The following is a 13,263-nucleotide window of genomic DNA, read 5'->3' as shown; positions in this document are numbered from 1 at the left end:
CATGAAGCGGGCGGAACTGGTGACCGCACTGCGCGAGATGCTCGGCGCTCGCCTTGTCGCGGATCTCGGGAAGGTCAAGGAAACACGGGCGGTCCGTCTGTGGGTGGAGGGCACGCGAACCATCGGCAACGACACCGATGTCGAACGCCTTCGTATCGCGTGCCGTGCCGCGAAACTGGTCACTGCCTGTGACACGGCTGCGGTCGCGCAGGCATGGTTCAAGGGTTTGAACCCGATCTTGGATGGCACTGTCCCGTTGATTCAAAGGAATAGTGGCGCAATAGGTTTGGAGAACACGGCGATGCACCCAGTTGGGATTGTTTACGATTCAGGATGCAATCCCGCTCTCGGTGACTTCCTGCCAGACCGCGCGGTCACGTCCTGCGGGCAGCGCGGTGGAGGCAGTTGCTGCGAGCCTACGAGCGAATGATGCGCGGCCGGTGTTTCTCATTGGCGGGGATGCGCTCGAAACTCGTTGCCGCACAATACTTGATCGGATCTGTCGACGAACTGGTGGCCGCGCATTCACCGGAACGACGGCAGCGCGACTTGATCGAGGTTGGAGACCGCCCTGAGTTCGGCCGGTTGCCGTACTTCCCCGAAGATGTGGTTGCGGCGTTATCGACCGCTGCCCCGCTGGTGTTGGTCGGTACCAAGTCGCCGGTCGCGTTTTTCGGGTACCGGGAACATCCGAGTGCTCTTGCTGAAGGCGTTGCAACACTGACGTTGTCGACCGGCGAGGAGGACTCGTACGCCGCACTTGTTGCGCTGGACGAAGAATTGTCCGGCCTCCCGGTGGGCGCTTCGACGGCCACCGTCAGTGTGGGTGGCCAAACTGCCGCGCTCTCGGATGAGCAGGGCCTGGACGGATGGACCATCGGTTCTGTGGCGGCTGAGACGATGCCGGAGGACGCCATTGTTTCAATCGAAGGTGGCACTGTCGGGCACAGCTTTTTCGCAGCATCGCAGAACGGGCCGCGTCACAGTGTTCTTACCAACACCGGTGGTGCAATCGGACAGGGACTACCTGTAGCTTTTGGTGCGTCGTTGGCGGCACCACGACGTCGCGTCGTCGCGATTCAGTCCGATGGCAGTGCCCAGTACACGGTTCAGGCACTGTGGTCGATGGCCCTCGAAGGTACTGATATCACCGTCGTCTTGGTGTCGAACCAAAAGTACGGAATCCTTAACACCGAACTGCAGCGCCTCGGTCACACCAGTGGCGACTTGGCGAACTCTCTGACTTCGCTTACCAATCCGAGTCTGGACTGGTGTGCGACCGCTCGTGGCTACGGAGTGCCGTCCTCTCAGGTGCACTCGGTGGGAGAGTTGCGGGCGGCGTTGCGCCGGGCACATGCGGTCCCTGGACCCACGCTCGTGGAAGCGGTAGTCGGGTAATGCAGGGATCGGGATGCATGATCGGGTAGTACAGCTGTGATGGCTCAAAGCGCATTTTTTTGTGAACAAACGACGGCGCACCACGCAACGGTAGGCGCGCTGGATCCCGGGGAGTCGGCGGACTACCCCCGGGCGGCCATTGCCTGCTTGGCTGCCTCGACCAGGTGCTCCGCCGCGCGGTTCATCTTCTTCAACTCCGCAGAGGTCAGGTCCTGGTGCGTGTAGGCCGCTTTGTTCTTCAAGTTCAGCAGTGTGTTCAGATGCCGTTCGGATCCACTGTCGGCACGTTTGAGTAGGGCAATGGCCTCGCTGTGGTTGCCGGTGTTCGAGTGCACACCGAGGCGCACGCAGCAGAGTACGTCCGAGGCGGCGATAGCCGCGTCGACGTACAAGTCCCCGGCGGCGTTGGGCATCTCCTCTCCGAGATAGTCAGCCGCGTCGAAGAACTCGTTCGCTTTGGACATGCGCCCCGCGGTGACAACGGAGTCGCAGTCGCGTTGTCCCGCCATCAGGATCTCCTCGCAGCGGGGAGCAGTTGCGCGTTGAACCAGCTCCGTGTTCCCGCTACGGTCAGGCCCTGCTTCGCCACGTCACGGAGCAGGGGTTCGCCGGCGGCGGCCGCGGCACGGAGTTCGTCTTCGGCGTACTCGACGACGCGGCCGTCGTTGCCGGTCCACGCCGTGACCAGTCGGGCGAGTTCGGTTACCTGTTCCTCCCATGCATCGTCCCCGTCGTTGCCGGCGTCAGCGGCGCGTACCAGGAACAGATCGATGTCGCTGTCGAGCTTCATGCGCCCGGTCGCTGCCGATCCGAACACTGCGGCGTATCGCAGCGTCTTGTGCCACCCGTCCAGGTGCTTTTCGAGGCGCTTGAGGAAGGTGGAGTTCAGCTGTGCAAGCGCCATAATGGGCTCGGCCGCGAGATGCTCGGTGTTGAGGCGGTAGGTGTTGGTCCTACCTACCTGATCGCGGCGCACCACACCCTGCGCGACGAGGCGGGTGAGGACCTTGCGGATGCCTTCGCCCGACCCCGTGGCGAGGATGCGCTGGACCTGGCTGATCGTGAACGTGACCTCCGCGCTCGCCAAGACAGCTAGCACGTCGCCGTCCAGGGTCGGTGTTACCGTGGCGAACGGCCTGTTCAGCTGCATGGCAGGCACCTCCTCATTCCAACTAAAGTTTGACTATAGCAACTATAGTTGGAGTAGTGCGAGGTAGTCCGGACCGTCAGGGCTGAGAGCCACAGAATGGACCTGAGCAATTCTGTCGACGTGCTTGCCGGCTTCTGTGTTCGAGCCTTGTGAGCAGATGCTGTGTGGGCCAATATTGTTGGGAGCGTGGCTGTGACGGCGTCCATCGTAATGTGTGTTCCGTCCGTCATCTGTGGAGTCGATTTGCGGTCATTCTTTCTGCGTCGAAGCAGCCGGCGTATGGTCGTTGCGCACTTTCTGGCTCCAGAGGGCCTTTCCGGTGTCGTCGATCGCGCATGCGTGGTGCGAGGCCTTCCCGACATCGATCCCGATCCACACGGTGAGGTGATCATTCATCAACTCGCTCCTGTCGTTGCAGGTGGGGCCCGTGGACGTCTCCGTCACCAGATCCCTAAACAGCGACCGTTCGCATCAGCTCTCAATCAGCGACCGGAGCGTCCAGAACGGTGAGGCAGCCAGTCCTATCGAGCTACGACAGCAACAAAACCCGATCAGCTACACCCCACCGCGCTGGGCATCCAGAGCGTCCACTCTGGACACCACCAACCTTAGGGAACACCCGATCAATTCTCGGACTCAAGGTTCAGCAGTCAGTCAGGGAACGACTCAGTGATGATGCTTCCACCGAGCGCGCAGTCGTCTTCTGAAAAATGCAGTCATCCCGGCATCCGGCGCAACGTCTTCATCTCATTACGACCACCACCAGTCTCGCCGGCAGTAGTCGCTGTCGACGTGCCGCTCCCAAGTACCGCAGTCAGGCCTCTGCCAGCGACCATTGGTGCACGACGAGAGACCTAACTGGGCCTGTCACTTGCTGTCGACGTGCCCGATCGGGTCGGCGCTGTCGGTGAATGCGGCGCGGGCGGCGGGCCAGCTGGTCTCATCGACGCGGAGAGCGCTGCGAAGGTAGGCGGTGCTCATCCGCTGGATGACGGCGACCCGTTCCGGACTTTCGTCCGTGGTTTCGGCGACTTCGTATCCGACGATTCCGCCAAGCGAGTGCTCGGCACCGTAAAAGGTTAGGAGGTCGGTGGCGCCGGGGCTGTGTGTGTAGGCGTCGGTGAACCAGTCGGGGCCGCGGCTGGACATCTTGGACTGGTCGTGGTCGCCGGCGACGACGAGTGTGGGCGTGGTCAGTTCCTGGAACGAGGGGCGCATGAATGGGAAGTTCGCCTTCGCGAACGGATGCAGGTCGTCGCCGCCGACGCCGGTTGCTGCGAACAGGATGCCCGCGGTGACGCGGCTGTCGGACATGTCCTCGCCGACTTGGCCTGCTTCGTCGAAGATCCGAGCGCCGAGGAGTGACTGCGCTGTCTGTCCGCCCCAGGAGTGACCGGTGGCGGCGACGCGGCTGCGGTCGATGCGGCCGGCAAGCCCGGGGACGGCGGCCTCGATGGTGTCGAGCTGGTCGAGGATGCGGGTGAGATCCGTGATCCGCTCGGTCCAGATGGTCGGGAACACCGGGTGGTCGAACCCGAAACCGTTCCGGCGCGAGTCGAGGTGGGTGGGCTGGATCACGACGAACCCGCGGGAGGCCCAGAACGCGGTGAGCGGAGCGTAGCCGTCGAGGTTCCACCCGTTGCCGTGGGAGAACACCACGATCGGCAGGTTCGCGCCGGTCGCCGGGGCGGACACCCGAACTTCCAGCGGTACCGGCCGGTCGGGGGCGGACAGTTCGGTGGGAGCAACGGAGACGACCGGAGTGCCGGCGCCGACAATGCCGTTCAGTGTGTTGATCATTGATGAGGTCATGGAAAGTTCCTTGCTGCGGGTGCGCTCTGCGATACTGGTTATCGGAGTGACGTTCCGTAACGTTACGGAACAGTGTTCCGTAATGCAAGTGCACCCGATCGAATGGTGAGGACAGGCACATGACTGACACCGAGAGCGACCAGTCGCGCGTTGCGCGGCCCCAGCAGGTGGGCCGTCCGCGTCGAAGCCAGCAGGCACTCCTTGACGCAGCGGCGGCGGTGTTCGTGACGTCCGGGGTCGACGCTCCGGTGCGGGAGATCGCAGCGAAAGCCGGCGTCGGTGTGGGGACGATCTACCGTCACTTTCCGACCCGTCCGGAGCTCGTGGTGGCGGTGTACCGACACCAGGTCGAGGCATGCGCAGAAGCCGGCCCGCGACTACTCGCGGAGAGCGCGGCGCCCGAGGCGGCCTTGCGGGCATGGGTGGATTTGTTCGTCGATTTCCTTGTCACCAAACACGGGCTCGCTGGCGCACTCCACGGAGACAGCGCCGGGTCCGACGCTCTGCACACCTACTTCGTTGACCGTCTCGTACCGGTGTGTGGCGATCTCCTCGAGGCAGCACTCGAGTCCGTTGACTCTGCTCCGCCGGTCGATGCGTACAACGTGCTCAAAGGCATCGGCAACCTCTGCATCGGTGCCGCAAGCGACGCCCAATACGAGGCCACCATTCTCGTGCAACTACTCATTTCGGGCGTGCTGAGCCGAGGACTTCGCTGACCCAGGCCCATCGCACCCTCACGTGGAGCACGGACGGGAAGCGCCGCGAAAATCACGCCACTTACTGCTGTGATTCACAGTCGGCAAGGCCGGCGCAGGTTCGGAGTGTCTCATCGTCGGGTGTGTTAGTAACGAACGATTCTGAGGCACTGTCGTCGGCACCGCCGAGACGCACTCGGCCCTAATCTTCCTTTTCACATCCGTACTTCAATGACTTTGCACGATCACGTGGCTTGTCAGTTGTGGTCGGTCATCACGCAAATGGATCTTTTGGTCCGGATGAAAACGGGCCTCGTACCGAGACACGATTGCCTCGGCATCCCCGTAATAGTGCAGATCTCGCGGACGTATTACCGCACGCCGCAAGGACTCGTCGAGCGTAGTGTCGTCGAGGCGCAGCAGAGCGGCACCCTGATCGCCGGCGAGGCTCGGGACATCGGTCCAATGCTCTGGCGTCTGCTGCACGGACTGGCCATGTCGAATTACCTGGTCGTTGTCCGAGTCTGCCAGCCCGAGACGAGTTATCGGTTCGAAGACATGCAGCGCATTCTTGCTCTGGCGCTGAAGAACCTGGCCCCGCGCTGAGCATCGACTTATCTACGGCTCGAATAGGTTCCGGACGAAGGAGAGGCTCTCGGGGAGTGCAGCCCGCATCGTCTCGATATGCCCCGTCGGATACGTGCGGAATGTGACTGGCTGGCGGTTGGCGGCGAGTTCGGCGGCGAGTTTCAACGCGAGCGGCGCCGGCACCATCTCGTCCGTCAGCCCCTGCCCGAGGAAGACGGGCCGATCGTACCCGGTCGCCGGGATTTCCAGCATGCTGCGAGCAGCGGCCAGCACTGCGGGATCGTCGAGGGGCCGGTTCACCAGATCGCCGATCGTGACGTCGCCGAGGTCCGATGCCATTTCCTGGTAGCAGTCGGTTTCGGCTCGGGCCAGGGCATCGGTGCCGCGCGGTGTCAAGTAACGATCGATGTCGAGATCGGGTCGCGCCGCCCGTAGTCCGGCCAGGATGTATGACACGAATACGGTGCTGCCGGTCAGTGGCAATCGGGGAAAGTCCGGCCCCAGGAGTGGTGCAAGGTTCTCCAGATTCGACGGCGCCCCGGTCGCGACCGCGCCCCGGTAGTCCAATTCGGGTGCGTACCGTGTGGCGATCGCTGCCGTGACCATCGCGGACTGCCCGCCCTGAGACTGTCCGAGTGCCACCCACCGCGGTGAGAGCGACGGTTCGACCGCACGCGCAGCACGCACCATGTCGATCATGCTGTGCGCCTCCGACGGTCCGTCCAGGTAGGGGTGGATTCCCGGCGTGCCGAGCCCCACGTAGTCGGTCGCGACGATCGCGTAGCCCTGCGAGAGCCAGTTCGTGAGGTATGGACTGCCGACGGTCCCGGTCACCGTGGGAGCGCACTTGTCGGCAATACCGACGGTGCCGTGGGCCCACGAGATCACCGGCCAGCCGCCTTCGGGTGGATCACCGGCGGGGAGGAAGAGCGCGCCCGTACTCAACGCGGGCCGGTTCAGCGGTCCCGTGGACCAATAGGTGAGCTTTGATCCGTTGACGGCGCCGGGGATCCAGAAGGTTCGTGGCAGGGGATCTGTCGCGGTCACTGTGCCCGGCGCCGTGACTGGCAACGGCACCTGCGCCTGGGCGGGCGCGGTCGAGACGACCGCAGAGGCGAGCGTGATCACCATCAATGTTTGGCCGAGCCGTCGTCGGATCATTGCACCGCTCCCGGGGTTCGTCCGTATAAGTACGCCGACTTCCATTCTGCGCGAACTGGAGGTGCCGGCATACCGGTTCGACCATCTTCGGGTGCCGCTACCGCGGTCGAGGGCCGGTCGAGTGGTTTCACTGTCGGTCCAGAGGCGAGGGCGAATGCTCCGCAGCGCATCATGTGGTGCGAGGCTCTTTAGGTCCGTTTTCGGTTCGTTGACGGGGACGCGGTCGGTGAGAGTACTCCCGCTAGCCCTTGGCTGCGCTGATCCCGGCGCGCCGACCGTAAAAACTGCCGTCGCCGAGCGACGTTCCCGACGCGTATCCGCCGGCACAGACTCCGGCAGTGCAGCGGCCCGCAGCAAACAATCCGGGGATCGGTTCGCCCGAAACGTGCAGTACCTCCGACTGGATCGACGTTCGCAGGCCGCCGAGGGTGAAGCCTGCCGTGAAGCCCCGAAGGTCAAGGGCGGCAATCGGGGAGCCGATCGGCTTGACCCATTCGGGTTTCTTGCCGAAGACCGGATCCTCGCCCCGTTCGGCGTGGCGGTTGTACACCTCGACAGTGGACTGCAAGGTGCCCTCGGGCAAACCCATGTCCGATTCGAGTTCCGCGGCGGTCTCGGCCACCCACTTGGGGCGGAACCGGAAGAACGGCGTGGAACTGTCAGCGCCGGCGCCCTCGTCGTACGCGGCTTCGTCGATGATCAGGTAGGCCTCATTGTTGTTGCGGAGCAACGTTTCCTGGCCGATGCGCCCAGGATAGGTGTCCTCGTTGACGTAGCGTTGCCCGCGGCCGTTGACCAGGATTCCGCGCACCATCAGCTGAGGATCGCCGAAAAACGCGACCTCGGTGGCATCCATGTGCGCGAGGTCGGCGCCCAGAGCTTGCGCCATCCGGATGGCAGTGCCGTCGTGCTCCTCGATGGCCGCACCTGGCCGCCCGATCAGACGCGGCGCATACGACTCGACCATCGACTCGTTGTAGGCAAAACTGCCCATTGCCAGAACAACACCGGTCCGAGCCCGCACAGCCACTTCCTTGCCGTAGCGCTTGGCGATGATGCCGACCACTCGATCACCGTCGACAACAAGGCGTTGCACCCGCATGTCGTGCTCGGCCCGCACGCCGAGTTTCTCCGCCGTCTCGACGAGTGGCTTCATCAGCATGAACCCGCCGCCCTTCTCGCCGGTGCGTTTGTCGCTCATCTGCGGTACGTGCCCGCGCGGGGCCGGGGTGGCGATAGCGTTGAAAGGCGCGGCGTTCTCGCCGCCGGAGTACATGAGACCGTCGTCGAACGGAGTTTCCCAGCCCGGCTGGCCGTAGAAACTCTCCTTGAACGGCACTCCGTTGTCGACCAGCCAGTTGTAGTGTTCGACGCTGCCGTTGCAGTAGTCGGTGATCTTTTCCTCGTCGGCACCTGGGCCGAGAGCGGCCATCATGAACGTCTTCATGTTCTCGGGGGTGTCTTCGAAACCGAGTGCCTTCTGCAGCGGTGTACCGCCGCCGAGATAGATGAACCCGCCCGCCAACGCGGCGGCCCCGCCCCACCCGCTGGTGCGTTCGAGAACGAGCACGTCCGCACCCACCCGCGCCGCTTCGATGGCGGCGCTGACTCCGGCAATTCCGTATCCGGCGACAACAACGTCGGCTTCGAGATGCCAGGTGTCTACATCGTCTACGGCTACGGGCCGAATCGAGTGCGCCGATCCGGTGGAGTTCGCTGGGGCCATCGCGTTTCAGTCCTTCGCGGGAGTTGGTTCGGTTGCGGCCTTTTCGGCAGCTCGGGCAGCCTTACGCCGGTCGGACTTGACCGAGATCAAGGCATTGTTGAGTCCGGTTGCCAAAGGCCACCCGGTGTAGTGACACAGGAAGATGGCAGCTTCTTCGACTTGCTGCTCGGTGAGTTCCTCGTTGAGGATCGCCGCATTGATCTGGATTTTTGCGACGTCGGTTTGCCCCTGGGCGGTAATCGCGCCAAGGAGGAGCAACCGTCGATCACGCATCGACAACCCCGGCCGAGTCCAGATATCGGCAAACAGATGATCTGCTGTGACGGCAAAAAACTCTCCCGGAACGTCGGCAGGCAAGTTCCAGCCGTACACCTCGTTCATTTTCGACACACCGCGTGTCCGGGCCTCGGAGATGGAGTGTCCGTTCAGATCGGTCATGACTGCTCCTTCGTGGATGGTCCTGAGAATGCGGTATTTTCCGGCGGGGCGCCTACCCCCACACCGAGTCCTGTACCGAGCCCGGTCAGTGCAAGGTGCGCGAGGGGCAGGTCGACGCCGAGACGGTCACCCAGATCGAGCGCCAGGCTCAGATCTTTCTCACCCAGGTTGCGGACGTGACCGAGGATCGAGAACCAAGGATCGCCCTCGTCAACGGACTCGGTGGTGGTCCGCAGCATGATGGCGCCGGCCCCACCGGTAATGGCATCGGTGTGGCGTACGACCTTACCCAGGGTGCGAATATCGAGACCGGCAGCTTCGGCCAACCTCGATGCTTCGGTAGCGGCGGTGAAGGATACGAAGTGAAGAAGGTTACGCGCCAGCTTCATTCGGGTTCCGGCGCCGATGTCTCCGGCGTGGACCACCAGTTCTGCCCAACATCCGAACGGCTCGCGAACCCTCTCGAAAGCCTCTATCGGCCCGCCGATCATCACGGCGAGCTTGCCCTGTGTGGCACCGGGGGCGCCGCCACTGACGGGTGCGTCGATCAAGGTCACACTGTGCTCGTCGCAGATCCTGGCCAACTCCACCGCGGTGGTGTCGGAGATGGTCGAGTGGACGGCGATGACGGTCCCGGGCCGAGCAGTGCTGAGGATGCCGTCAGGTCCGTTGACGACATCACGCACTTGAGCGTCGTCGAGCACGGTTACCGAGATGACGCTTGCCGTGGTTGCGACGTCGGCCGGCGTTTGTGCTGCACGAGCCCCCGCGGCAGTGAACGGTTCGAGCGCTTCGGCTCGCGCGTCGCACACCACCAGCCCGGCCGGCCAACCGAGGAGACGGGTCGCCATGGGCGCGCCCATATTGCCCAGTCCGATGTATCCGAGCGTGGGCTTGTCGGCATTCTCGGTCACGATCGGAACACCTGCCCGCCGTCGACGTTGAAGATCTGGCCGGTCACCCAGCTCGCTTCGTCGGAGAGGAGGAACAGGCACATGCCCGCCAGGTCTTCCGGTGTTCCCATGCGTTGCAGTGGAATTCGTTTGACCATGTCCTTGACGATGTTGCCTGGTGTGACCGTGCGGGTGGCTTCGGTGTCGATCGGTCCGGGTGCAATCGCGTTGATCCGGATCTTGGACCAACCGAGTTCGGTGGCCAATTGCTGAGTCAGGCCGTTGATCCCTACCTTGGCAAGGCCGTAGAAACCGGAGTACAGCCAGGCGGCAGTGGAGGACTGGTTCACGATGGAACCGCCGTTGGCGCGCATGTGGGGCACTACTGCTCGGCACATCTGCAGTGCGCCGTCCATGTTCACGCTCATGAACGTCCGGTAGTACTCCCAGTCGACTGTGAGTAGTGAGTCGATCTTCATTCCGCCGTAGATGGCAGCATTGTTGACCAGGTGTTCGATGCTTCCGAATTGCTCGATCGTGAAGTCTGCGAGCGCCTGGGTGGATGCGCCGTCGGCAACGTCGACCGCCTTGAAGACCGCGCTGCCACCGTCGGCAGAGATCTGTTTGGCCACCGATTCGCCGAGTTCGTGATTGAGGTCGGCGACAACAACATTGGCACCCTCGGTTGCGAGTGCGCGGGCGTATGCCTCGCCGATTCCCTGAGCGGCGCCGGTGACGATTGCAGTGCGTCCCCTAAAACGTTCGGTACGTTCTGTAGGTTCTGTACGTCCCATGTCGATCCTGCTTTCGAGGTGACGGATGTGTGTGAGGTGCTTATGCGGGGGATGCGACGAGCTTTGTCTCGAGGTATTCCTCGAAACCGGCGAGGCCCATCTCTCGGCCGATTCCGGATTGCTTGTAGCCGCCGAACGGGGCGTCGGCGGAATACCACACTCCACCGTTGACGCTCAAAGTTCCGGTGCGTACACCAGCGACGACGCGGTTGACGCGATCGGGATCGGTGCCCCACACCGAACCTGACAGGCCGTACGGAGAGTCGTTGGCGATGCGGATGGCATCGTCGTCATCGTCGAACGGAATGATCACCAGTACCGGACCGAATATCTCTTCTTGGGCGACCCGTGACGAGTTTTCCAGTCCCGCAATCAAAGTGGGCTCGATGAAGTATCCGAGCGGTTGATCGTCCGGTCGGCCGCCGCCGGTGACCACGGTGCCCCCTTCGTCCTGGGCCAGCTTCAGATAGCCTTCGACGCGTTCGCGTTGGCGTGCGGAGCTCAGCGGGCCGCAGATGGTTCCCGGTATCGACGGATCGGCAGCACGAATGCCGGCCATGGTCCGGGTGGCGGCGGCAAGCGCTTCGTCGTATCGGCTGCGCGGCACCAATAGTCGCGTGCTCAAAGCGCAGCCCTGCCCGGCGTGGACGCACACCGAGAATGCCGCGACGGAACTGGCGGATTTGATGTCGGCATCGTCGAGGACGATGAAGGCAGATTTTCCGCCAAGTTCGAGGAACACCTTTTTCAGGGTGCTCGACGCGGTAGACATCACCGCACGCCCGGTCGCGGTGGATCCGGTGAAGGAGATCAGGTCGACACGGGGGTCGGCGCACAGTTGTGTGCCGAGCGAGTGGTCCGTGGAGGTGATGATGTTGACGACGCCGGCGGGGATGTCGGTCTCCTCGGCGATCACCTTGCCTACCAACGCGGCACACCACGGTGTGTCCGGTGCCGGTTTGAGAACAATGGTGTTGCCGGCGGCGAGCGCCGGACCCAGTTTGGCGAAGTTGATCTGGTGTGGAAAATTCCACGGAGTGATGGCACCGACCACCCCAACGGCTTCCTTGAGTAGCTGACGGTGGGTGGGGACTCCCATCGGCGAGGCATTCCCGAGATCCTGTTGCCACGAATAGGATTCGATCAGTTGTGCCCAATATCGGAGGTCATCGATCGGTCCTTCGAGTTGGGGGCCGCTGGTCAACATTCGCGGTGCCCCGACCTCGGCGATCGTGATGTCGCGTAGCTCTTCGATATGAGACTCGAGAGCATCGCAGAGTTGGCGAAGGCAGTGTGCGCGAAATGTGTGGTTCCGAGACCAATCGGTGGTGTCGAAGGCGCGTCGGGCCGCGGCGATTGCGGCGTCCATGTCGACGGAGGTGCCTTCGGCCGCTTGACCGAGTACTTCCTCGGTGGCGGGATTGAGGATGTCGAAGGTGCCGCCGGAACCGGGAACAAGTTTGCCGTCGACAAGAAGGGCGGAACTGTCTGTGGGTCGAAGGTTCATAGCGTGAACTCTTCCTTTCTGGACATATGTCTGGACTCTAGTTCACACAATCGTCCATGGCAATGAGTTTCGGGCATAAGCGATTTGGGTACCGAGAATTCGAAAACTGTCTTGGTTAGTCGGTTCGGGCGCTACGGTTCTCCACCAGATATCCCCGATCCGGTGCCCTGCTGTGGGCCTGGGCGGTTCCCTTCGTGTGTCGATCCGAGTGCAGGAGTAGGCCGATGAACAGAGTTGCTGGAAAAGTTGTCCTGGTGACGGGCGCCGCCCGTGGCCAGGGGCGCAGTCATGCGGTGCGTCTGGCTCAGGAAGGTGCGGACGTCATAGCGTTCGACATCTGCGCCGACATCGCAACCAATGAGTACCCGCTGGCCACTCGAGACGATTTGGATGAGACCGCGAGGCTGGTCAAGGAAACCGGGCGCCGCGTTGTCGCAGCGAGGGTGGACGTTCGAGATCGGGCCGGCGTCGAAGAAGCCCTGGCAGAGGGCGTGGAAACGCTCGGCGGGTTACATGTGGTTGTTGCCAATGCCGGGATCTGTCCGCTGGGTAAGCATGTCTCCAATTCCGGCTTCGTCGACGCGTTCGACGTGAACTTTCTCGGCGTCGTGAACACCGTCCATGCGGGTTTGGAATACCTGGGGGAGGGCGGATCGATCATTGCTATCGGGTCCGTGGCCGGCCTGGTTCCGCAGACCGGATTCAACGGTCAACAGGCGCTGCAAGGGCCTGGCGGTGACGGATACGGCTTGGCCAAGAAGATGATTCAGACGTACACCATGTCGTTGGCATTGACACTGGGGCCGAGTTCGATTCGGGTCAATGCGATCCATCCGACCAATGTGAACACGAACATGCTGCAGAGCTTGCCCATGTATCGGACCTTTCGTCCGGATTTGGAAAACCCGACCGCGGAAGATGCCGCTGTGACGTTTCCTTTCATGCAGGCGATGCCGACGCCGTGGGTGGAACCGGAGGACATCTCGCACGCGGTCGTGTATTTGTCGTCGGACGAGTCGCGATTTGTCACTGGTCAGCAGCTTCGGGTTGATGCGGGCGCCGGCATGAAGATCGGCCTCTAAGGTGCGATTTTCGGCT

General features: G+C 62.9%; 13 protein-coding genes and 2 pseudogenes. 5 read left to right on the top strand and 10 right to left on the bottom strand.

The features are described from left to right. Window position 1: 1 nt before the first annotated feature. Both KYT97_RS05740 and KYT97_RS05735 read left to right on the top strand, forming a co-directional pair. A pseudogene (locus KYT97_RS05740) lies at window positions 2-283 on the top strand (hypothetical protein); the annotation flags it as partial. A gap of 176 nt (window positions 284-459) precedes the next feature. Further along, complete coding sequence (locus KYT97_RS05735) at window positions 460-1,398, top strand: thiamine pyrophosphate-dependent enzyme (RefSeq protein WP_219111903.1); 939 nt, start codon at window positions 460-462, stop codon at window positions 1,396-1,398. A 122-nt stretch (window positions 1,399-1,520) separates the two neighbouring features. Here the strand turns inward: KYT97_RS05735 and KYT97_RS05730 are convergent, their stop codons facing one another. The 4 genes and pseudogenes from KYT97_RS05730 to KYT97_RS05715 form a co-directional block, all read right to left on the bottom strand. Next, entirely contained in the window at window positions 1,521-1,907 is a 387-nt protein-coding gene (locus tag KYT97_RS05730) for a hypothetical protein (RefSeq protein WP_033230886.1), read from the bottom strand. Beyond that, entirely contained in the window at window positions 1,907-2,548 is a 642-nt protein-coding gene (locus KYT97_RS05725) for a nucleotidyltransferase domain-containing protein (RefSeq protein ID WP_033230885.1), read from the bottom strand. Before KYT97_RS05725 ends, KYT97_RS05730 begins: the two co-directional genes overlap by 1 nt. Window positions 2,549-2,830: 282 nt before the next feature. Further along, window positions 2,831-2,944: pseudogene (locus tag KYT97_RS05720) on the bottom strand (IS110 family transposase); the annotation flags it as partial. A gap of 471 nt (window positions 2,945-3,415) precedes the next feature. Further along, window positions 3,416-4,360, bottom strand: a complete 945-nt coding sequence (locus tag KYT97_RS05715; RefSeq protein ID WP_172936167.1) for an alpha/beta hydrolase family protein — start codon at window positions 4,358-4,360, stop codon at window positions 3,416-3,418. A gap of 119 nt (window positions 4,361-4,479) precedes the next feature. Between KYT97_RS05715 and KYT97_RS05710 the strand changes: the two genes are divergently transcribed. After that, window positions 4,480-5,079, top strand: coding sequence for a TetR/AcrR family transcriptional regulator (locus tag KYT97_RS05710; protein ID WP_172936168.1), 600 nt, complete (start codon window positions 4,480-4,482; stop codon window positions 5,077-5,079). A 279-nt stretch (window positions 5,080-5,358) separates the two neighbouring features. Next, window positions 5,359-5,664, top strand: a complete 306-nt coding sequence (locus KYT97_RS05705) for a hypothetical protein (RefSeq protein WP_219111902.1) — start codon at window positions 5,359-5,361, stop codon at window positions 5,662-5,664. A 12-nt stretch (window positions 5,665-5,676) separates the two neighbouring features. Here KYT97_RS05705 and KYT97_RS05700 read toward each other — a convergent pair whose 3' ends face one another. From KYT97_RS05700 to KYT97_RS05675, 6 genes are all read right to left on the bottom strand, one after another. Further along, window positions 5,677-6,807, bottom strand: coding sequence for a lipase family protein (locus KYT97_RS05700; protein ID WP_219111901.1), 1,131 nt, complete (start codon window positions 6,805-6,807; stop codon window positions 5,677-5,679). A 241-nt stretch (window positions 6,808-7,048) separates the two neighbouring features. Beyond that, window positions 7,049-8,533, bottom strand: coding sequence for an FAD-dependent oxidoreductase (locus KYT97_RS05695; protein ID WP_219111900.1), 1,485 nt, complete (start codon window positions 8,531-8,533; stop codon window positions 7,049-7,051). A 6-nt stretch (window positions 8,534-8,539) separates the two neighbouring features. Next, window positions 8,540-8,971, bottom strand: coding sequence for a carboxymuconolactone decarboxylase family protein (locus tag KYT97_RS05690; protein ID WP_219111899.1), 432 nt, complete (start codon window positions 8,969-8,971; stop codon window positions 8,540-8,542). Next, the gene (locus tag KYT97_RS05685; RefSeq protein ID WP_219111898.1) at window positions 8,968-9,885 is read right to left on the bottom strand and encodes an NAD(P)-dependent oxidoreductase; all 918 of its coding nucleotides are present in this window, start codon (window positions 9,883-9,885) and stop codon (window positions 8,968-8,970) included. Before KYT97_RS05685 ends, KYT97_RS05690 begins: the two co-directional genes overlap by 4 nt. Beyond that, window positions 9,882-10,658, bottom strand: coding sequence for an SDR family oxidoreductase (locus KYT97_RS05680; RefSeq protein WP_219111897.1), 777 nt, complete (start codon window positions 10,656-10,658; stop codon window positions 9,882-9,884). The genes KYT97_RS05685 and KYT97_RS05680 overlap by 4 nt, the downstream gene beginning before the upstream one ends. A 40-nt stretch (window positions 10,659-10,698) precedes the next feature. Further along, the gene (locus KYT97_RS05675; protein ID WP_219111896.1) at window positions 10,699-12,165 is read right to left on the bottom strand and encodes an aldehyde dehydrogenase; all 1,467 of its coding nucleotides are present in this window, start codon (window positions 12,163-12,165) and stop codon (window positions 10,699-10,701) included. A 224-nt stretch (window positions 12,166-12,389) separates the two neighbouring features. On the opposite strand from KYT97_RS05675, the gene KYT97_RS05670 reads away from it, so the two are divergent. Beyond that, window positions 12,390-13,247 (top strand): mycofactocin-coupled SDR family oxidoreductase, encoded by an 858-nt coding sequence (locus KYT97_RS05670; RefSeq protein WP_045070108.1) that lies wholly within the window; start codon window positions 12,390-12,392, stop codon window positions 13,245-13,247. Window positions 13,248-13,263: the final 16 nt, after the last annotated feature.

Source organism: Rhodococcus globerulus (genome assembly GCF_019334125.1).
GTDB classification, from domain to species: Bacteria; Actinomycetota; Actinomycetes; order Mycobacteriales; family Mycobacteriaceae; genus Rhodococcus_F; species Rhodococcus_F globerula.
Note: the sequence above shows the minus strand (reverse complement) of the source record. Positions and strands in the feature narration are given on the sequence as shown.